The sequence below is a fragment of the Bradyrhizobium sp. 21 genome, from assembly GCF_023073335.1.
In the GTDB taxonomy this organism is placed as follows: Bacteria; Pseudomonadota; Alphaproteobacteria; order Rhizobiales; family Xanthobacteraceae; genus Bradyrhizobium.
Map to the genome: position 1 here is coordinate 447530 of NZ_JADPJG010000032.1, position 21176 is coordinate 468705.

Here is a 21176-nt window from a genome sequence, read left to right on the forward strand (position 1 = left end):
GCCGCGCGGCACGCGGGTGAGAGGCAAGCGCTAGCTCACCGCCTTGTGGCCTCCGGCTAGCGTCTTCAAAGGCAAAACGGTCGCCGCATGGTTGTTGCGTCCTGCGCCCGGTGCATTTAGCTTCCCCGGACAAGAACACATGTCGGGGGGAAACATGACAGCCGCTTTTCGCAAGCGCACGCACCGTGCCGCATGCGCTTTGATCGCAACGTCGCTGGCGGGCCTCGCCAATTTCGCCGCGCATGCCGAGATCGTCGTCACTGCCAATGACGGCAAGATGGTGCTGGAGAACGGCAACGCCGTGGTACGCAAGCAGCCACTGCCGGACACGGTGAGCGTCATCGACTTCACCGACGGTGCCTTGAAACTTCTTGGCGAAGTGCCTGCCCCGGCCAGCGTCGTCGGCCCCCCGCCGAGCGTGGCAATTGCGCCGGACGGTGCGTTCGCCCTCGTCACCGGCGCGATGAAGCTCGATCCTGCGGATCCGGCCAAGACGGTGCCCGACGACAAGGTCTCTGTCATCGACCTGAAATCCACTCCGCCCAAAGTGCTGGCGACCTTGCAGGCCGGCGCGGGCGCTGCCGGCGTTTCGATCAACCGCGCGGGTACGCTGGCCCTGGTTGCGAACCGCAGCGAAGGCACGGTCTCGGTCTTCACGATCAGCGGGGGCACGCTGGCGCCCGCCGGCAAGATCCAGCTTGGCGATGCCAAATCAGGACCCAGCCACGCCGTCTTTTCCCATGACGGCGCGACCGCGCTGGTCACCCGCGACGGCGACAGCAAAATCTCCCTTCTGACCGTGGACGGGAGCAAGGTCGAGTACGCCAAGCGCGACCTCTCTGCGGGCATCCGCCCCTACGACATCGACCTCACCGGCAGCGCCGTCGCCATCGTCGGCAATGTCGGCGCCAGCAGCGGCGACAACGACTCGATCAGCCTGATCGACCTGACGGCGAAGCCGGTCCGCGTCGTGACGACGGTGAGCGTCGGCCAGACGCCGGAAGCCGTGAAGATGTCCCCGGACGGCAACTACGTCGCTGTGACCGTCATGAACGGCTCGAACAAGCCGCCAAGCTCGCCGTTCTTCAACGATTTCGGCCTGCTCAAGGTCTACAGGATTTCAGGCACCGAGCTCGCGCCGGTTGCGGAAGCGAAGATCGGCCATTGGTGCCAGGGCATGGTGTGGTCCAAGGACTCCAAGCATCTGGTCGCCCAGTGCATGGTCGAGAGCGAACTCATCGCCTTCTCGTTCAACGGCACCGCGCTGAACAAGACGTCCACGCTGAAGATGCAGGTGAGCCCCGCGGGCATCCGCACCGCGGAGCCGTAGGAACGAAGCGCGGCGCAGTCATCCTGCGCCGCTTGCCCTACTCGGTCCTTATCGGCGTGTCCTTCAGACCGTTGTTGTCATAGGCCTTGCGCAAGGTGCCGTTGGTCGTCGCTTCCGTCATGAACTTGCTGACGAACGCCAATGCCTGGCTGTGGCCGATCGGAACCGCAACGGCGGTCACCGTCTTCTTGAAGGTCTCGTCCAGCACCTTCGTCCCCGGAATCTTCTGCGCCATCTTGTTGAGCTGGTCGCGCGACAGCGCGAAGGCGTCGATCTCGCCGCTCTTGAGAAGACCGAAGATCTCGTCATAGGTCTGGTAGCCCGTGACTTTCGCGTTCTTCAGATGCGCGACCGCGCCGCGCATCGTGGTCGTGGCGTTGACAGCCGCCACCTTGATGCCGACCTGATCGAGCGCGGCGAAATTGGTGACGCTTGATCCCGCCTTGACGATGTAGGTGGCGTCCGCGACCTCGTAGATCGGGCCGAACATCATCCTGGTCTCGCGCTCGGGATCCTTGGGCAACCAGGTGACGTCCCAAGCACCTTTTTCAAGAGTGCTCTTGCCGGCCGCGTCGGTGATCTGCCCGGAATTCTGGTGCACGACATATTCGACGGGAACGCCGAGCTGGGCGGCCATCTCCCTGCCGAGATCGACGGGAACGCCGGCATAGCCGGCCTCGGTCTTGGTCGACCAGAACGCGCCGCCCGCGGGGCTGATCGCGATCGCGACCCGCAGCTTGCCGGTCGGGGCGATGTCGTCCTTCAAACCATCGGCTAGCGCGGGCATGGCAAGCACTGCAGCAAGAGCGAGGCCGGCAAGGGCCGACTGGCGAGACGTGGGCATGTCATGATCTCCTGACCTTTTCTTCTTCTCTTGTTCTCTTCCGCTCTTGTTTATCCCGACCGCTTTGCGCGCCGTCGCTGGGCCATTGACATAATTCTCTTCGATCGTGCGCGCGATGAAAAGCGGTTTGTCACGGCAAAACTGTCAACGGCCACGGCGCGGTTTGCAGTGCAAGGCCCATGACCGCTACCCGATGGGTGTCATCCGAGGCTGCCACCCGACCACTGCCATGGCTATGGTGTTCCACGGCCGGGCATTTGTTGGTAGCCTCCCGCCCCGATAGACAGCAACCGGGGGGCCACCGAATGACCTGCGCGAACTCCGCTCGTTCCGCACAGCGCAACGGAGCGTGGAGACATGTCAGGCGGGTACTGGCCGCCGCGATGGCCGTGGCCGCGCTCACCGGCTGCGAGGACAAGAACACTTTCGTCGCCCCGCCGCCGCCCAAGGTGGACGTCGCCGCGCCCGTGCAGCGCGCGGTGACACGCTATGTCGAGGCCACCGGCAACACCGCGCCGATCAAGAATGTCGATCTCGTCGCGCGCGTGCAGGGCTTCCTGCAATCCATCGACTACCAGGACGGCGCCTTCGTCAAACAGGGCACCCAGCTGTTCACGGTCGAGCCCGAGACCTACAAGCTGAAGCTCGATCAGGCGCAGGCGGCCGAGGCCGGCGCGCAGGCCTCGCTCAAGCAGGCGGAGGCCGACTACAAGCGGCAGGCCGAGCTGGTGCAGCGCCAGGCGGTCTCGCAGGCCACGCTCGATACCTCGACATCGACGCGCGACAACGCGCAGGCCAATCTCCAGCAGGCCCAGGCCAATACCAGGCTCGCCCAGGTCAATTACGGCTACACCAACGTGGCCGCGCCGTTCGACGGCATCGTCAGCGCCCACATGGTCTCGGTCGGCGAGCTCGTCGGCGTTTCCTCCCCGACCCAGCTCGCGACCATCGTCGCGATGGACCCGATCTATGTGAACTTCACCGTCAACGAGCAGGACGTGCTGCGCATCCGCGCCGAGGCCGCCCGACGCGGGCTGACCGCCGCCGATCTGAAGCAATTTCCGATTCAAATGGGCCTGCAGACCGAGGCCGGCTATCCGCACGAAGGCAAGCTCGACTACGTCGCGCCGACGATCAACCAGTCGACCGGCACGCTCGCGGTGCGCGGCCTCGTGCCCAACGACAAGCGGGTGCTGCTGCCCGGCTATTTTGTCCGCGTCCGCGTGCCCTTCACCCAGGAGAAGGACGCCCTCCTCGTCCCCGACACCGCGCTCGGCAGCGACCAGGGTGGTCGCTATCTGCTCGTGGTCAACGGCGACAACACAGTCGAGCAGCGCAAGGTGCAGATCGGCCCCATCGACAACGGCCTGCGCGTGATCGAAAGCGGCCTGAAGCCTGATGACCGCGTGGTGATCGCGGGGCTGCTGCGGGTGATCCCGGGGCAGAAGATCGACCCGCAGGTGACGAAGATCGAGCAGCCGCAGGCGGCGAAGTAAGATCTGCAAATAGGAGCCGCCGGCCATGATCTCAAAATTCTTCATCGAGCGGCCGGTCCTCTCGAACGTCATCGCGCTGCTGATGATCCTGATCGGCGGCGTCGCACTGTTCAACCTGGCGATCGCGCAATATCCCGATGTGGTGCCGCCGACCGTGCAGGTGACCACGCGCTATCCCGGCGCCAGCGCCAAGACCGTGATCGACACGGTCGCCTTGCCGATAGAACAACAGGTCAACGGCGTCGAGGACATGCTCTACATGCAGTCCTACAGCGGGTCCGACGGCACCTATACGCTCACCGTGACCTTCAAGATCGGCACCGACCTCAACTTCGCGCAGGTGCTGGTGCAAAATCGCGTCTCCAGCGCACTGTCGCAATTGCCGACGTCGGTGCAGAACCAGGGCGTCACCGTGCAGAAGCGGTCGACCTCGATCCTCTTGTTTGTGACGCTGACCTCACCGGACAGGACTTTCGACAGCCTCTATTTGAGCAACTACGCCACCATCAATTTGCGCGACGAGCTCTCCCGCCTGCCCGGCGTCGGCAATGTCACGGTGTTCGGCGCCGGCCAATATTCGATGCGGGTGTGGCTCGATCCGAACAAGCTGCAAGTGCGCGGACTGGTGCCGCAGGACGTCATCCAGGCGATCCAGCAGCAGAGCCAGCAGGTTTCCGCCGGCCAGGTCGGCGCGCCGCCGACGCCGTCGGGCCAGGCGTTCCAGTACACGCTCAACGTCAATGGCAGGCTCGACGACACCACCCAGTTCGAAAACATCATCGTCAAGACCGGCACCAGCGGCGACGTCACGCGGGTGCGCGACGTCGGCTGGGTCGAATTGGGCGCGCAGACCTACAGCCAGATCTTCTCGCTCAACAAGCAGCCGGCCACCGGCATCGGCGTGTTCCAGTCGCCCGGCGCCAATGCACTCCAGGTCGAGCAGGCCGTCGAGAAGAAGATGGCGGAACTCGCAAAGGCCTTCCCGCAAGGCATGAAGTACGACACGCCGTTCGACACGACCAAATTCGTGCAGGCCTCGGTGCACGAGGTCTACATGACGCTGATCGAGGCCGGCCTGCTGGTGCTCGTCGTGATCCTGGTGTTCCTGCAGGACTGGCGCGCGATGCTGGTGCCGGCGACGACGGTGCCAGTCACCATCATCGGCGCCTTCGCCGCGATGGCGGCGCTCGGCTTCACCATCAACATGTCGACCTTGTTTGCGATCGTGCTCGCGATCGGCATCGTCGTCGACGACGCCATCGTCGTGGTGGAGGGCGCTGCTCACAACATCGAGCAGGGCATGAACGGCCACGACGCCGCGATCAAGGCGATGGATCAGCTGTTCGCGCCGATCGTCGGCATCACCCTGGTGCTGATCTCGGTGTTCCTGCCGGCCTCGTTCCTCGCCGGCCTCACGGGCCGCATCTATTCGCAATTCGCGCTGGTGATCGCCGCGACCGCGCTGTTGTCCGCCATCAACGCGGCGACGCTGAAGCCGACGCAATGCGCGCTCTGGCTGCGGCCGACGGTGCCGCCCGAGCAACGCAATTTCTTCTACCGCGGTTTCAACGCGGTCTATAACCGTGTCGAGCGGGGATATATCCGGCTCATCGGCTTGCTGTGCAGGAACAGCACGATCTCGGTCGCATTCGCGCTGGTGCTGATCGGGATCGGCGGCTACGGCCTGTCGAGGGTGCCGACCGGCTTCCTGCCGATCGAGGACCAGGGCTATCTGATCGCCGCCGTGCAACTCCCCGACGGCGCCGCGCTGGAACGGACCCAGAAGGTGCTCGACAGAGCGAGCGAGCTGATCAAGGACACGCCCGGCGTCCAGCAGGTCATCACCATCGCCGGCATCTCGGCGCTGGACAACAGCGCCAGCCTTGCCAATGCCGGCGTCGCCTACATCATCCTGAAGGATTGGGACGCCCGCAAAGGACCGGGCGAGGATTTGCGCTCGCTGGTCTACGGGCTGAACGACAAGCTCGCGGTCATCATGGAGGCGCGCACGCTGGTGCTGCCGCCGCCACCGATCCAGGGCATCGGCAACGCCGCCGGCTTCTCGATGCAGGTCGAGCTGCGCGACGGCAACAGCGATTTCGCCAAGCTCCAGGCCATCACGGGCGCGATGGTCAGCAACGGCCAGAGCCAGAGCGCGCTGCAGAGGGTCCAGTCCTCGTTCCGCTCCTCGGTGCCGCAATTCAAGGTCGAAATCGACCGCATCAAGACCCAGACCCTGCACGTCACCACGGACCAGGTGTTCGCGGCGCTCTCGACCTATCTCGGCTCCTCCTACGTCAACCAGTTCAACAAGTTCGGCCGCGTGTTCCAGGTCTATACCCAGGCCGATCCCGCCTTCCGCGTCACCGAGCGCGACATCGCCAACATGCAGGTGCGCAACTCCAACGGCGACATGATCCCGATCGGCACCGTCGCCACGATCACGCCGGCGACCGGCCCCTCGCTGATCAGCCTCTACAATCTCTATCCCTCATCGACCGTCATCGGCCTGCCCGCCCAAGGCTACTCCTCCGGCCAGTCGCTGAAGCTGATGGAGGAGATCGCGGACAAGACGCTGCCGCCGGGCACCGGCTTCGAATGGACCGCGATGTCCTATCAGGAGAAGGCCGTCTCCAACCAGATCTACTGGGTGTTCGGGCTCGCCATGCTGCTGGTCTATCTCGTGCTCGCCGGCCAGTATGAGAGCTGGTACGCGCCGATCTCGGTGATCCTCGCCGTGCCGCTGTCGCTGATCGGGCCGATGCTGATTCTCAATGGCCTGAAGATCGACAACAATCTCTATTGCCAGATCGGCCTGATCCTGCTGATCGCGCTGTCGGCGAAGAACGCGATCCTGATCGTCGAGGTCGGGCTGGAATTGCATGGCCGCGACGGCAAGCCGGTGCTGGAATCCGCCATCGAAGCCGCACGCGCCCGCTTCCGCCCGATCCTGATGACGTCGTTCGCCTTCATCCTCGGCGTGGTGCCGCTGGTGATCGCGACCGGCGCCGGTGCCAGCGCCCGCAAGTCGATCGGCATCACCGTGTTCTCGGGCATGCTGGCCTCGACCTGCCTCGCGGTGCTGTTCGTGCCGGCCTTCTTCGTGGTGGTGCAACGCTTCGAGAACTGGCGTGCGTCGAAGAAGGCGCCGAAGCCAGCGGCGGTGGCCGAGGTGAAGTCCTAAGCCTTCTCAGTGGAGGTCGGCCGCCCCTCGCCGCTCGACACCAGCAACACCGAGACCTTGGCCTGCCTGAGCACGGCGTCGGCGACGCCGCCGAAGGAGAGATGATCGCCCTGGATGCGATCGACCCCCATGACCACGAGATCGACGTCGGTGGTCTCGATCTCGCGCAGGATCGCCGCCTCGGGCGCCCGGTTCACGCGCAAGGTCGTGGTGATGTCGACCTCGTAGCGGGCAGCGAGATCGCTGGCGTCCTTCAGGATGCCGGCCTCCTGGCCCAAGCCGCGGGAGGCACCGCGCTGGGCGCCCTTGTCCCGCGTCGTCGCGACATAGATCACCCGGAGCGAGCCTGATCCCGCCTGCGCCAGCGCCACCGCGACCTCGGCGCCGCGCTTGGAGACGCCGCTGCCGGAGACGGGAACGAGGATGTTGAGCGCGTCGGGCATCGGCTCCTTCAGGTGTTTTCCCTTGGCCGCCACGATCGCGAGCGGTCCGTCGAATTTCGCGGCGATGTCCTCGATCTTGCGGTCGAAGCGGTCCTTGGCGGCAGTGACCTTGTCGACGCCGACGACGAGGAGATCAAACCCCTTGCGCGCTTCGTCGGCGATGGTCTCGCCGAGCTCGGCACGCCTCGCACGGGTGACGACGTCGACGCTGCCGGCATCGCTGTCGCCATGGGCGGCGACGGCTTCAGCAGCCTTCTTCACCACGGCCTCGTGGCTCTCCTCCTCGTCACGGTCCTTCTCCTGCTCCTTGGCGCGCTTGCCGATATGCAGCACGGTGATCGGAAAGCCGCGCATGCCGGCGATCAGGCCGGCGATGTGGGCGGCGAAAGTCGCGTTGACGCTCTCGTCCACGGCGAGCAAGGGGCGTTCGAGATTGGCGACGAAGCCGCGCTTCTCGAATTCTTCGCGCTCCAGCCGCGCCTTCTCCTCGTCGTTCATCGGGAGCCGGGCCAGCGCCGCACGCAACATCGGTGGCATCGCCATCGTCGTCACGATCGCCATGGTGACGATCATCGTGAACAGGTTCTGGCTGAGCACGCCGATGGACAGACCGATGGTCGCGATGATCACCTCGGTCGAGCCGCGGGCATTCATTCCGCTCGCGAGGGCCAGCGATTCCCGCGTGTTCAAGCCGCCCAGGGTGCCGCCGACAAAGGCGCCGCCGAACTTGCCGACGCTGGCGATCACGACCAGCAGGCCGGTGAGCATCAGGAGATTGGGATCGCGGAGCACCGAGAGATCGGCGCTGAGGCCTGCGAGGCCGAAGAACACCGGCATGAAGAAGCTCGAGATCAGCCCGCGCAGGCGCTCGTCGATCTGCCGTGTCAGGATCGGGGATTCGCCGACGAGGATGCCGGCGACGAAAGCGCCCAACACGGTGTGGACGCCGATCAGATGCGTGATCAGTGCCATCACGCACATCAGCAGCAGGATCACCGTGATCACCGCCGCCGCACTGACGAGATTGTCGTTGGCCCAGCGGATCAGCTGAAACACCAGCTGGCGGCCGATCGTGAAGCTGACGGCGAGGAAGGCGAATGTGCCCAGCACGGCTTTCGCCACCGAGGCGATATCCAGCGTGCCGTGCGAGGCCAGGCTGAAGATGACGGCGATGATGATCCAGCCGATGGTGTCGTCGATCACGGCGGTCGCGACGATGATCTGGCCGACATTGCGGCGCATGAAGTTCATCTCGCGCACGACGACAGCTACGATCTTCACCGAGGAGATCGACAGCGCCGTGCCCATGAACAGCGAGGCGACCAGTCGGGCCTGCGGATTCGGCAGTAATGCGTCCGGCAGGAACTCGCCGAGCGCAAAACCGCAAGCAAAGGGCACGAGGATGCCGGCGATCGAGATCGCGATGGCGGCCTTGCCGACCTTCCTGACCAGCTTGAGGTCGGTTTCCATGCCGGTGAGCAGAAGCAGAAGGAGAATGCCGAACTGGGCGATCCCGTCGAGCATCGCCTTCTGCTCGGCCGTCTTGGGGAAGATCGCGTGCTGCGCCTCAGGCCAGAGCCAGCCGAACAGCGACGGGCCAAGCAGGATGCCGGCGAGCAATTCGCCGATCACCGAGGGCTGGCCGATCCGCTGCATGATCTCGCCGAGGCCGCGCCCGACGGCAATCAGCAGCACGATCTGCGCGACCAGCAGGAATTCCGAGGGACCGGCCGATTTGCCGTCCTCGGCGCTGGCCGCAATGGTGGTGAGGACAAGCGCCGCAGGGACGAGGCCGACCGGTCGGAGCAGGCTCCACTGCATGCAGGTGTCATTTCCCCATTATCTGCCCGCAAGGGGCTGAGGCAATAGAACCCGCAAAAGGCGGAGCGGGTTCCTCCGTCTCACGGACGGAGGCCAAAACAAAAAGGTCGAAAACAACCCCATGCACAGTAGAGATGGGATTGAAAAAGCTTGAGAAATTTCGGCCTTGCCGAAACGGCTTGCTCCGTCGGGCAAAACACCGGCATAGTGTTATCGTGGTTGGTGTGCCGGGCATGCCCCACACTCCCCGTCATGGCGAGCGCGGCGACGCAATCCAGTGTCCCTCTGCGGAGGCAGTCTGGATGGCTTCGTCGCTGCGCTCCTCGCAATGACGGGAGAGGCCTGCGCGAGGCGGCCCCCCTCACGCCGCCTGCGGCGTCCGGATCTCGCGGGGCAGGATGATTGCGGCGGCGATCGCCAGCAGGCAGAGTGCGGCGAAGGCGTGCAGCATAGTGACGAAGCCGCCCTGCTCGTAGAGCCAGGCGACCAGGCCGACAGAGGCGCCGGCGGCGGTGAAGCCGATGAAATAGCGCACGGCGTAGGCGCGCGAGCGCCATTCCTCGCTGGTGTATTTGCCGACCATGGCGTCGTTCACCGTCACCTGTCCGAACGCGCCCATGACGATGCCGATCGACACAAGAATCAGCGGCAGATTGGACAGGCTCGCCGCGAGATAGAGGAACGGCGCCAGCATGAAGGACAGCGGCAGCGCCACCGTCTTCAGCGAATAGCGGTCGAGCAAGCGGCCGATCGTGTACTGCGTCATGGCACCGAACACGTAGACGCAGGCGGCGATCACGCCTAACAGCGCCGGGCTCTCGGTCAGATCCGCAAGCCGCTCGGCAAACAGCTTTGGCAGCGCCACCGTGACCGCGTTGAACGTCGTCGAGATCGCGATCACGACGATCAGCAGCGACAGGATCACGCGCCACATGTCTTTCTTCGCCACGCGCGCCTGCGCCGCGGCCTGCCTGGCACCCTTGCGGTCCTCATGCACCACCATCATCGCAAACGCGATGCCGATCAGGATGGTGACGATGCCGGGAACGATGAAGGCAAAACGCCAGCCGAGATACTGGCCGATCACGCCTGTCACCAGCGCCGACGAGGCAACGCCGAGGTTGCCCCAGACGCCGTTCAGCCCCATCTCGCGGCCGAGCTTGTCGGCATAGGACACGATCATCGCGGTGCCCACAGGATGGTAGATCGAGGCAAAAATACCGATTGTGAACAGCGCCGCGCCGAGCTGGGCAGGCGTCTGCACGAAGCCGACCGAGATCATGGCGAGCCCGATGCCGACGAAGAAGATCAGCATCATGTGGCGGCGGCTCCAGCGGTCCCCCAGCCAGCCGGTGATCAGCGAGCCCGCGCCGAAGGCGACGAAGCCCGGGGTCGCGTACGGAAGCAGTTCCGAATAGGCCATGCCGAGCGCCGGTCCCATGATGATCACGGCGGCGGCGAAGATCAGCATCGCATAGTGATCGATGAAATGGCCTGCGTTGACGAAACTGATCACCCGGCTGGGGCTGTTCATTCCGAATCCTCTCCTGCTCCGAAATGAGTTATATGTCGGGCGCATGACGGGATGCTGCCAATGACTGTCGTCGAGACGCCAATCCTCCGGGAGGTCCGGAGCAACCATCGCTCGCCGGCGGGCGTGCATCTGGTTGCGCGCGACTATCCCAAGGGCATGCGGATCGATCTGCACATGCACCGCGAGGCGCAACTGATCTATGCCGCCAAGGGCACCATGCAGGTGACGACGCCCGGGGGACGCTGGTTGGTGCCGCCGGATCGCGCGGTCTGGGTGCCGGCCGGGCTCGAGCACGCCATCGACCTGCTCGCTGACATCGAGATGCGTACGCTCTATTTTGACCTGTCCTGGCTGAAGCGCGAGCAGCGCCTCAAGGGCCTGACCAAGGAATTCGTGGTCCGGGTGTCACCGCTGCTCAACCAGGCCATCCTCGCGTTGTTCGATGCCCGCAATACCGAAGAGCGCACCGGGCTGCTGGTGCGCCTGGTGATGCTGGAATTGCACCAGGCCGAGGATTCCGCGACTTTCGTGCCGCTGCCGCACGAGCCGCGCTGCCGGCGCGCGGCCCTGATCGTGCTCGACGATCCCACCGGCCTGCATGACATCGACACGCTGGCACGCGAGGTCGGAACCTCCGCGCGCACGCTGTCGCGACTGTTTTCGACAGAGACGCAATTGAGCTTCAAGAGCTGGTGCCAGCGCGCAAGGGTTGCGGCGGCGATCCAGCTTCTGTCGACGGACGCCAATGTGTCGGTGAAACAGCTCGCGGCCCAGCTCGGCTATGCCAGCGTGCCGGCGTTCTCGGCGGCGTTCAGGCAGGTGACGGGGCGTACGCCGACCGAGTTTGCGGGGAAGCCGTAGCCGTCGTTGCGCACCAAAGCAGATCCAACTGGTGCTTTGATCGATAGCTTTGATCCAAGCGTGCAATTCTTTGTCTGCTATTGCGCTTGACGGCGAGAGCGAACATCAAGGTCGAGGGCGCCCGACCAGGAACCCAGCGTTGGGTCTGCACTTACCCTTTTTGTTTTTCTTCTGCGCTTTTTCCATCGGAGCTTTTAGAGCGTTCTTCGAAGCGATCAGCGCCCTTGGCTAGATCGTGCCCGGTCTTGCTCTCGTTTTTCGCTTCTTCCTTGGCGGTTGCCTCGCGCAAGCCTTCAGCGGCCCGTTCGCCCGCTTTTGATGATTTTCGTTCGTCATCCATTTGGTGCTCCTTCCTGAGATAAAGACAGGAATACTTCCTTGTCTGTCCGAGCTCAGCCGTAACAATTCCCAATCAGATCGCCGGGGCATTGTTCCAGGTCGCTCGAAGCCAGGTGCGCCTTCCGGCGTAAGCCTCAATTGAGCAGCGCGATCCCCATTCGCTAAACAGCGCCAAGCCGGCATCGAAACTTACAAACACCATCTTCCCTCAGGGTCAAAGCCGCCGTGGTGCCGCACACGGTCGACGTCCGGTCTACGTTCAACAGCGGACATGGCACTCGGCTGGAGCTTGGTCGGCTAAGGGGCCAAAAGGGAAATACCTGCTATCGTTCAAAGCGTGATGCGAACGCACACGGAAGCCGAGGTGTCGGATGTCATTGCGTGGAATAATCCGCAAACTGGATCGGACTGCACTAGGCAGCGTGGCTGACGTTCAACTGCAGCTCAGTCGGGTCTTTGCTGGCGTTCGGTTTGTCTATCTGACCGAGGAACCGCCAAGTGCGATCGAGGCTCGAAAACACATGTCACTTGCCAAGCGGCTCTGGCTTATGTTGTTCGGAGTAAACGGACGCTACCCGTGTTGCAACGGCTCATGGGAGCGTGTGGAGAACTTGGGCGGCGGGGCGATCGAATTCTATTTCGAGACAAATAGGCCCGTTCGATATGTCAGCGCGACTTGCTATGGAAGAACCCGGGGCTTCGACGCCCTATTCGAAGAACTGGAAAAGAACACTGGTTGGAAGACCAACTTTGCTTGACGGACACACCGCCATTCTCATCGCGCGCTCAGGCCAATTGTCGCCTTCGGGTCAAAAGCAAAGGTCAAGGGAAGCCATCCAGCCAGGCGATAGCAAAAGGGAATTGCAGACCAGGCCCTTGATACCGACGCTGTCGAAAGCCCGCCCGACCCGCGGTCACGCGTCGAACGGATCCGCCTATTGCCACACCAAGCGGTTTTTATCGCCGGTTAATGGACAGCAGCGCGAACAGGGCAGAATCGCCCTGAGCTTGAGCGGCCTCCCGCGTAATTTCAAACCCCGACGCGATCTCTGTTTCGCCGTCTGAAACGTTCCACTTCCAGCTTCCTGACCGGATTGCGACACGGCGACGTCGAGCAGGCGAACCGGGGATTTGGCCATACCAGCAATATGAGCCTGAGTCCCGCAGTTACAAGTGCGCCGTGCGCCGGGATCGCATAGTCTGTCTCGAACTGCCTGTCGGCGTGGAAGGTTGGAGGTCCTGCTGGTTGCGCTTCGAATTCAACATAAAACGACCTATCGTTTCAGAGGATTGGTGAGCCTTGCACCACACCGCCTGATGCTTCGTCCGCGCGAAAGTCGCGACCTTCGTCTCTTATCCCAGAACTTGACGATAACGCCGGCAGCGGTGACGGAATGGGCACATGACGTCTTTGGGAATGCGGTCGCGATGGCCAATTTCGCGGCCATGACCGATATGCTCGTTATCGATAGCGTGGCGAATATCTCGCTCGACACGGCTGATTGGCCCATTTTCGCCATCGCCGCTTCCGCCATCTCCTACCCATTCCGCTATTCCAATGACGAATGGACCGACTTGGGAGCACTGACGATCGCGCAATATCCCGATCCAGGCGAGCGGTTGCAGAAATGGGCGAGAGGTTTCGTCCGCAGCAGTCCAACCGATACGCTTTCCCTGCTCAAGGACCTGAATGCCGGTGTCGCGCAACGCATCCAGTACCAGAGCCGCGAAGTCGAAGGCACCCAATCGCCCGACGAGACGCTCGACCGCGGCTGGGGCTCGTGCCGCGACTTCGCGGTGTTGTTCGCAGAAGCGACACGCAAGCTCGGCTTCGGTGCGCGCATCGTGTCGGGTTATCTGCACGATCCGAACCACGACCAACTGGGCTCGGCCGAAGCGGGCTCGACCCACGCATGGGCCGAGGTTTTTGTCCCCGGAGCGGGCTGGATCACCTTCGACCCGACCAACCGCAGCGTCGGAGGCAGCAATCTGATCCCTGTCGCGGTCGCTCGCGATATCAGCCAGTGCACGCCGGTCTCAGGGAGCTTCTTTGGCAACACTGACAGCTTTCTGAGCATGGATGTCGCGGTATCGGTCACCTCATAGGCAGAACATGCCGAACTGTCGATGGCGGGACAGGCGATCCTGAAACCCGACTTGCCGTGGGAGTTCGTGCAGATCGGCAATTGCCGATCGGATACTTTCGCCAATTTCGCGACGGATCAACCTCGCCGGCCTGACGCACATTCACGAGTGCCAACAGACGGATCCCCAGCCCTTCGATCCAGCCGCCTTTCACGGGCTCGCTCTCGGCGAGACGATCGAATTGATCCATGTAGGAAAACGGCTTTCTGTCATCCACATGCAACAGATCACCCCTTGCTGCGCTGTGATGGGGACTGCCGTGGCACATCACACAGGCGCGATGACCGAGCTGAGCGGTACGTCCAGTAAGTAGACGAACCCGGATGGCTCATACGCGAGATGAACCTGGCCGCTCAATTGCTGTCCAAGCGACTCCATCATCCGGGTCCCGAAACTTCGTCTTGTCGGCACCTCAACCAGCGGACCGCCGCTTTCGGTCCAGGTCAGCCGAAGGCGCTGCTTCATCTCGTCAACCGTCCAGGCAACCTCTACGCGGCCTGCCGGGTTGGAAAGAGCGCCGAATTTCGTGGTGTTGGTGCACAGTTCATTGAAGGTCATCGCAAGCGCAATGACGGCACCGGAGGTAATTCGGATGTCGGGCCCGTTGAAATGAAACCGCCTGCCGCCGCTGCTGTCATAGGGATCGGTTGCCCCGCTCAGGGTGTGCGTGAGACTGGCATTCGCCCAGCTGACCTGCATGAGCAGATCGTGGGCGCGTCCCAACGCGATCAATCGGCCCTCCATGGCCTTTTGTCCGTGCTCGACACTCTTTGCTGCCCGGAAACTCTGCGACGCAATTGCGCTCACCGTGGCAAGGGTGTTCTTGACCCGATGATGCAGTTCGCCAAGGATAAGCTTCTGAAGCTTGTCGGCTGCCTCGCGCTCCTTGGCGTCGATGCCGGCTTGGGCAAGCAAGGTGCTGGCGTCTATTCCAGCTTGTTCAAGCAAGAGCCGGAGGTTGTCATTTTCTGCCGTTAAGATGGCCTCATGCGCATTCGCAGCCGCCATTGCCGTGTTTGGGACAATCTTTAATGCCCCCAGACCGATCATCGCCTGGAGTTGGGCGGCCATTTCCTCCATTCCCAGCGGCTTGCCAAAGAAACGGCTGTCCGCTGGCCTTTCCGCTTCCGATGGGTTCACCTGGCCGGAAACCAGAATGATCTTGATGGCCGGCCAGCGGTCGTGGACTGCATGGGCGAGTTTCAGGCCGTCCATGCTGCCCGGCATCTGAATATCGGTGAACAACAACGAGATATCCGAGCGCGTCTCGAGAATGGAAATGGCCTCGTCGGCATTGACGGCTTCGACAGCGGCGAATCCTGCATCCTCGACGATGTCCACCGCGCGCATGCGCAGAACCATTTCGTCTTCGACGACGAGAACGTTGGCTGGAGGACCGGTTAATTCTGATGACATAGCGAGCTCCCGGCACGGAGCCAAAAATGATCGCCCGCGCCAATTGCTCAGTGGCGTCGGGCTAGCCCCGCGCCTATCGCAGACGCACAGCAGCTTTGGACGTTACGCGAAGCGCCTGATCAGCGCTGCGATATCTGGCGAGCTTCACGCACTGGCATCCCTGACCGGACATCGTGCAGGCAGGACGCCTCAAGGCGCGGCCAAATCTGGCTTGAGCAGCTTCCGGCGATGAGGCGAATGGGAAGCCGGTCCGCCTTCGCCATGGCAGCCGCTTCGTCCGCATTCGCTTGAGGCGCAAAACCGGGTATCGCAATCACCGCTGCGCCCAGCAGCGCCAATATCGCCAAGGCCATGAGAGATTTGATCATTTGAGGTTGTTTACTTTGGCTGGTCGCCGGTCCCGCTGCGCTTGGGGACACTTCACAACAACCAGAATGATAAATTGTTCCCGCCTGACAACTTATATTCGAGTGGCCATCGCTGCCGTGCGACGCCGCCTGCGGTCAAAGACCGAAGTCGCTGTCGGAGACGGAGACTGCGGCGTACCGAACGCCCCGCCTTGGCGGGGGCGTCACAATGTTCCGAGTGACCGATGGCACGGCCAAAGATGCAGAATTCACCTGCTTGATTGTGATCGGCTTCCGCCCAGATTTTGTGTAAGCTTCCCGCACCGCACAACCACGTTTCGAAAGGCCCCGATGGCCAATGCCTTCTTCTCAGACCTGCTCACCACCATCTCCGAGCGCGGCCGCACGCTGCTTCGCCGCGGGGATTCTGCCGACACCAAGCAGGATGCCGACGGACTGATCGATCTCTGCGGTGCGCTGCTGTCGGGCCGGGGCGAAGCTTCGGGCACCGCCATGGCGCGTGAGGTGCTCGACATCTACCAGGAGCTGGATGAGGCGGGACGCCGCACCTTCTTCGAAGCACTGGTGCGCGATTTCGGCCCGGATCGGGAACGCCTGTCCAAGGCGATCGAAAAATGGCGCGCCAAGCCCAGCGACGAGGACGCGAGCTCCCTGCACTTCGCCTCGGAGCCGCGCCGGCAGGAGCTGATCCGCCGCCTCAACCGCGCACCGGGCGGCACCGGCGATCTCGTCAGCATGCGTGCCGATCTGCTCGGCATGATGAACGGCCACACCGATCTCGGCGCGCTCGACCGCGACGTCTCTCATCTGCTCTCTTCGTGGTTCAACAGGGGATTTCTCGTGCTGCGCAGCATCGACTGGTCGACCCCGGCCAACATCCTCGAAAAGATCATTCGTTACGAGGCCGTCCACGAGATCAGGGACTGGGATGATCTGCGCCGCCGCATCGACCCGGTCGACCGCCGCTGCTACGCCTTCTTCCATCCCGCGATGGTCGACGAGCCCTTGATCTTCGTCGAGGTGGCGCTGACCGAGACGATCCCCGGTGCGATTCAACCCCTGCTCGCGGTGGACCGCCAGCATCTGCCGATCGAGCGGGCCCGCACCGCCGTGTTCTACTCGATCTCCAACACCCAGCGCGGCCTTGGCGGCATTTCCTTCGGCAGCTTCCTGATCAAGCAGGTGGTGGAGGAGCTGCGCCGCGAAACGCCGAAGCTCGACACCTTCGTGACGCTGTCGCCGGTGCCCGGCTTCATGCCATGGGTGAAGCAGGACAAGGATGTGCCGCTGTCGGACGAGGACCGCGAGATCCTGAAGCGCCTCGACGATCCCAAATGGTTCGAGAACCCCGAGACCACGACGCTGCTCCGCGGCGTGATCGAGCCGCTCGCAGCGTACTATTTCCTCAAGGCCCGCACGCCGAAGGGCAAGCTGATCGACTCGGTCGCCCGCTTCCATCTCGGCAACGGCGCCCGCCTCGAGCGCATCAACTGGCTCGGCGACCTCTCGCCGAAGGGCCTGCGGGAGTCCGCCGGCGTCATGGTCAACTACCTCTACCGCCTCGACGACATCGAGAAGAACCACGAGGCCTACGCCAATGACGGCGAGGTCGTGGCCTCGAGCGCGGTGAAGAAGCTGATCAAGGGTGAAGGGCGAAGGCTGCTGGATATGCGGCTGTCGTAGGGGATTTCGTAGCCACAACATGGCTGTCATCGTCCGCGAAAGCGGGCGATCCAGTATCCAGAGGCCAGCGTTGAAGAGCTCGCCCTCGCCACATCCGGTGCGGCGTACTGGATGCCCCGGTCAAGCCGGGGCATGACCGCGGAGGGTCGGCGCAGACATCGCGCCCCAACGCCGCAAGCGAAGCCTTACTCCGCCAGCGCCTTCATCTCCTTGTAGAGATCCGACTTGCCTTCAAATCCGATGCCCGGCAGGTCCGGCATGGTGATGTGGCCGTTCTCGACGCGCACGCCGTCCGGGAAGCCGCCGTAGGGCTGGAATAAATCAGGGTAGCTCTCGTTGCCCCCTAAGCCCAAGCCTGCCGCGATGTTGAGCGACATCTGGTGGCCGCCGTGGGGGATGCAGCGGCTTGGCGACCAGCCGTGGGTCTTCAGGACTTCCAGCGTACGCTGGTATTCGCACAGCCCGTAGGACAGCGCGCAGTCGAATTGCAGCCAGTCGCGATCAGGCCGCATGCCGCCATAGCGAATGAGATTACGCGCGTCCTGGTGGCTGAACAGGTTTTCGCCTGTCGCCATCGGCCCCGGATAGAATTCGGCGAGCGCTGCCTGCAGCGAATAGTCGAGGGGATCGCCGACCTCCTCGTACCAGAACAAGGGATAGTCGCGCAGCATCTTGGCGTAGGCGATGCCGGTTTCGAGATCGAAGCGGCCGTTCGCGTCGACGGCGAGCTGCGCGTCCTTGCCGATCTCCTTGAGCACCGCCTCGATGCGGGTGCGATCCTCGTCGATGCCGGCGCCGCCGATCTTCATCTTCACGACGTTGTAGCCGCGGTCGAGATAGCCGCGCATCTCGCCGCGCAGCATCGAGAGATCCTTGCCGGGATAATAATAGCCGCCGGCGGCGTAAACGAACACGCGCGGATTGGCTTTGACGCCATGCCGCTCGGCCAGCAGGCGAAACAGCGGCTTTCCCGCGATCTTCGCCACCGCATCCCACACCGCCATGTCGATGGTGCCGACCGCGACCGAGCGCTCGCCGTGGCCGCCCGGCTTCTCGTTGGTCATCATCGCGCCCCAGACCTTGTCGGGGTCGAGATTGTCGCCGGCCGCGTTCAGCAGCGACTTAGGATCGGCCTCCAGGATGCGCGAGGCAAAGCGCTCGCGGATCAGGCCGCCCTGTCCGTAGCGGCCGTTGGAGTTGAAGCCGTAGCCGACGACGCGCCTGCCGTCGCGGACGACGTCGGTGACGACGGCAACCAGGCTCGTCGTCATTCTGGTGAAATCGATATAGGCGTTGCGGATCGGCGAAGAGATCGGTTTGGTTATCTCGCGGACGTCGACGATGCGGACGGACATGGGGGACCTTTTGCTTTCGTCATTGCGAGCGATGGGCAGACCCTCACCCTGAGGAGCCTGCGAAACAGGCGTCTCGAAGGGCGAGGCCACTGGCCGGGCCCTTCGAGACGCGCGTTCCGCGCTCCTCAGGATGAGGGACTAACCGTTGAGCTCGCTCCTCACTTCTTGTCCCTGAAATACGGTTCCACCGGACCGTGCACCTTGATGGTCAGCGGGTTGCCGTGGCGGTCCTTGGCGTTGCCTGCGGTGACGCGGACCCAGCCTTCGCTGATGCAGTACTCCTCGACATTGGTCTTCTCGACGCCCTTGAAGCGGATGCCGACGTCGCGCGCCAGGATGTCCGCGTTGTAATAGGGGCTGTTCTGATCGACCGAGAGGCGGTCGGGAAATTCGTCGCTCATGATTGTCTCGCTCATAACAGGGTCTCGATTTGGGTCCGCAATCCTTCGGGCCGGGCGGTCGGCGCATAGCGCGCGATCACCTTGCCCGCACGGTCCACCAGGAATTTGGTGAAATTCCATTTGATGGAGGCGCCTAACAGTCCGGATTGCTGGCGTTTCAGGTACTCATACAGAGGGTGCGCATGGCTGCCGTTGACGTCGATCTTCTCGAACAGGGGAAAGGTGACGTCGTAATGGGTCGAGCAGAATGCCTGGATCTCGCTTGCCGGTCCCGGCTCCTGCGCGCCGAACTGGTTGCAGGGAAAGCCGAGCACCGAGAAGCCGCGCGGGGACAGGTCCCGATGCAGATCCTCCAGGCCACGATATTGCGGCGTGAAGCCGCATTTGCTCGCAGTGTTGACGATCAGCAGCACCTGCCCTTCGAAGCGGCGCATGGCGACCGCCTCGCCGAGAAGCGAATTGGCCTTGAAATCGTAGATCCCGGACATCCCTAACCCACGGGATCGATCGGCGACGGCGGCACGCCGCCCGCCTCGATCGCCTCGCCCGCCAGGAGACAAAGATCCTCGCGATAGCGGCCGGACACGATGTGCACGCCGACCGGCGCCTTGCCGACGAGGCCGGTGGAGACCACCAGGCCCGGCAATCCCATGAAGGGCGTGGCGATCTGCGGCAGCTGCGCCTCCCAGACGCGCTTGAAGGACGAGTCGTCCTTGCGGTCGAGATGATCCGGAAACGGCAATTCGCCGGAGACGGGCGTCAACACCACCGCATATTGCTCGAAGAACAGCATCCATTCGCGGGTCAGCGTAGCGCGGCGGGTCAGCGCCTTGGCGTAATTGGCCTGGTCCATTGGCGTGACCCTGGCGCGGTTGCCGCGCAGGCACGCCAGCGCGCCGGGATCGCCCTCACGCTCGGCCATTTCGAGCTGCGCCTCGTAGCCGTCGCCGAGCCAAAGCTTGATCTGCCATTCGACGGCTTCACGCATCGGCGGGGTGTTCTCGATCGCCTCGACGGTCCAGCCGGCGCGCTCCAGCCGCTTGCCGGCATCGGTCACCGCTGCCTTCACCTCCGGCGTGGTGGCAAGGCCGTCCGGATTGAGGCAGAGCGCGGCGCGCTTGGGCCTGGCCGGGCCTTCCAGCGGCGCCGGCACAAACCAGGGGTCGCGGATGTCGGGTGCCGACATCGCGGCGAGCGAAATCCTGAGATCATTGACGGTGCGCGCCAGCGGTCCCGACACCGCCATGATCTGCGGCCCGATCGGGCGCTCCGGCAGCGCCGCGTTGAAGGCGGGGACGCGGCCGAGGGTCGGGCGCAGGCCGTGCACGCCGCAGGCATAGGCGGGATAGCGGATCGAGCCGGCAATGTCGGTGCCATGGGCGATGTGGCCGATACCGGCCGCCACCGCCGAGCCGGCGCCGCCGGACGAGCCGCCCGGCGTCAGCGAGGCATCGCGGGGGTTTTTGGTGTCGCCATGGACCAGATTGGTGGTGAACCAGCGATAGGAGAAGGCCGGGCAATTGGTGCGTCCAAGGAGTATGGCGCCGGCTTTGCGGAAATTGGCGACCACCGGATTGTCTTCCCGGGCGATCAAATCGCGCTGGAGCTTGAGGCCGTTGGTGGTGGCAAAGCCTGCCTGGTCGACATTGGCCTTGATGGTGACGGGCACGCCGGCCAGCACGCCGGGGTCCTCCCCCCGCGCAATGGCGGCATCGACGGCATCAGCCTGCTTGAGCACGTCCTCCGGCCGATGGTCGATCACCGCATTGAGCTTGGGATTGACGGCATCGAGCCGGGCGAGGCCGGCTTGGGCTGCCTCCCTGGCGGAGACCTTTTTGGCTTTGACGAGGATGGCGAGGTCGGCGGCCGACAGGCGCCAGAGGTCTTGCATGGCTTGCTCCGTGTAACCGGCGTCTTTTAGCGCCGGGAACGCAGCAAAGCCATGCGATTTCGCAG

At 63.6% G+C, this 21176-nt stretch carries 16 protein-coding genes; 6 read left to right on the plus strand and 10 right to left on the minus strand.

The genetic code is table 11. From position 1 onward, the window contains the following. The first annotated feature begins 154 nt into the window (after nt 1-154). Nucleotides 155-1330, plus strand: a complete 1176-nt coding sequence (locus IVB31_RS27400; RefSeq protein WP_247330186.1) for a beta-propeller fold lactonase family protein — start codon at nt 155-157, stop codon at nt 1328-1330. A 37-nt stretch (nt 1331-1367) separates the two neighbouring features. Here the strand turns inward: IVB31_RS27400 and IVB31_RS27405 are convergent, their stop codons facing one another. Beyond that, the gene (locus IVB31_RS27405) at nt 1368-2174 is read right to left on the minus strand and encodes an ABC transporter substrate-binding protein (RefSeq protein WP_247330189.1); all 807 of its coding nucleotides are present in this window, start codon (nt 2172-2174) and stop codon (nt 1368-1370) included. 305 nt (nt 2175-2479) lie between these two features. Here IVB31_RS27405 and IVB31_RS27410 point away from each other — a divergent pair, with 305 nt between their 5' ends. Together IVB31_RS27410 and IVB31_RS27415 are read left to right on the plus strand one after the other, a co-directional pair. Beyond that, complete coding sequence (locus tag IVB31_RS27410) at nt 2480-3670, plus strand: efflux RND transporter periplasmic adaptor subunit (RefSeq protein WP_247330191.1); 1191 nt, start codon at nt 2480-2482, stop codon at nt 3668-3670. A 25-nt stretch (nt 3671-3695) separates the two neighbouring features. Further along, nucleotides 3696-6854, plus strand: a complete 3159-nt coding sequence (locus tag IVB31_RS27415) for a multidrug efflux RND transporter permease subunit (protein ID WP_247330193.1) — start codon at nt 3696-3698, stop codon at nt 6852-6854. On the opposite strand, the gene IVB31_RS27420 is transcribed toward IVB31_RS27415, so the two are convergent. Then, on the minus strand, nt 6851-9118 hold the full coding sequence (locus tag IVB31_RS27420; RefSeq protein WP_247330195.1) for a cation:proton antiporter: 2268 nt from the start codon (nt 9116-9118) through the stop codon (nt 6851-6853). The genes IVB31_RS27415 and IVB31_RS27420 overlap by 4 nt on opposite strands. Before the next feature lie 361 nt (nt 9119-9479). Further along, nucleotides 9480-10652 (minus strand): MFS transporter, encoded by a 1173-nt coding sequence (locus IVB31_RS27425; RefSeq protein WP_247330197.1) that lies wholly within the window; start codon nt 10650-10652, stop codon nt 9480-9482. A 60-nt stretch (nt 10653-10712) separates the two neighbouring features. On the opposite strand from IVB31_RS27425, the gene IVB31_RS27430 reads away from it, so the two are divergent. Continuing rightward, on the plus strand, nt 10713-11513 hold the full coding sequence (locus IVB31_RS27430) for a helix-turn-helix transcriptional regulator (RefSeq protein WP_247330199.1): 801 nt from the start codon (nt 10713-10715) through the stop codon (nt 11511-11513). A 151-nt stretch (nt 11514-11664) separates the two neighbouring features. Here IVB31_RS27430 and IVB31_RS27435 read toward each other — a convergent pair whose 3' ends face one another. Next, nucleotides 11665-11853: a hypothetical protein gene (locus IVB31_RS27435; protein WP_179737013.1), complete on the minus strand. Its 189-nt coding sequence runs from the start codon at nt 11851-11853 to the stop codon at nt 11665-11667. Nucleotides 11854-13094: 1241 nt separating this feature from the next. On the opposite strand from IVB31_RS27435, the gene IVB31_RS27440 reads away from it, so the two are divergent. Then, a complete protein-coding gene (locus IVB31_RS27440) occupies nt 13095-13958 on the plus strand; it encodes a transglutaminase family protein (protein ID WP_247330602.1) in 864 nt (287 codons plus the stop codon). A gap of 306 nt (nt 13959-14264) precedes the next feature. On the opposite strand, the gene IVB31_RS27445 is transcribed toward IVB31_RS27440, so the two are convergent. Both IVB31_RS27445 and IVB31_RS27450 read right to left on the minus strand, forming a co-directional pair. Beyond that, a complete protein-coding gene (locus IVB31_RS27445; RefSeq protein WP_247330203.1) occupies nt 14265-15413 on the minus strand; it encodes an HWE histidine kinase domain-containing protein in 1149 nt (382 codons plus the stop codon). Between the two features lie 119 nt (nt 15414-15532). Then, a complete protein-coding gene (locus IVB31_RS27450) occupies nt 15533-15781 on the minus strand; it encodes a hypothetical protein (protein WP_247330206.1) in 249 nt (82 codons plus the stop codon). A gap of 330 nt (nt 15782-16111) precedes the next feature. On the opposite strand from IVB31_RS27450, the gene IVB31_RS27455 reads away from it, so the two are divergent. Next, nucleotides 16112-17464 carry a malonyl-CoA decarboxylase gene (locus tag IVB31_RS27455; protein ID WP_247330209.1) on the plus strand — a complete coding sequence of 451 codons (1353 nt, stop codon included), beginning with the start codon at nt 16112-16114 and terminating at the stop codon, nt 17462-17464. A gap of 185 nt (nt 17465-17649) precedes the next feature. Here IVB31_RS27455 and tarD read toward each other — a convergent pair whose 3' ends face one another. The 4 genes from tarD to IVB31_RS27475 all read right to left on the minus strand — a co-directional run bounded on the left by tarD (nt 17650) and on the right by IVB31_RS27475 (nt 21111). Next, nucleotides 17650-18819, minus strand: coding sequence for a mandelate racemase/muconate lactonizing enzyme family protein (gene tarD / locus IVB31_RS27460; protein ID WP_247330211.1), 1170 nt, complete (start codon nt 18817-18819; stop codon nt 17650-17652). A 158-nt stretch (nt 18820-18977) separates the two neighbouring features. Beyond that, the gene (locus IVB31_RS27465) at nt 18978-19235 is read right to left on the minus strand and encodes a DUF3297 family protein (RefSeq protein WP_247330215.1); all 258 of its coding nucleotides are present in this window, start codon (nt 19233-19235) and stop codon (nt 18978-18980) included. Then, entirely contained in the window at nt 19232-19708 is a 477-nt protein-coding gene (locus IVB31_RS27470; protein WP_247330217.1) for a glutathione peroxidase, read from the minus strand. Before IVB31_RS27470 ends, IVB31_RS27465 begins: the two co-directional genes overlap by 4 nt. A gap of 2 nt (nt 19709-19710) precedes the next feature. Further along, nucleotides 19711-21111 (minus strand): amidase family protein, encoded by a 1401-nt coding sequence (locus tag IVB31_RS27475; protein WP_247330220.1) that lies wholly within the window; start codon nt 21109-21111, stop codon nt 19711-19713. Between the last annotated feature and the right edge of the window lie 65 nt (nt 21112-21176).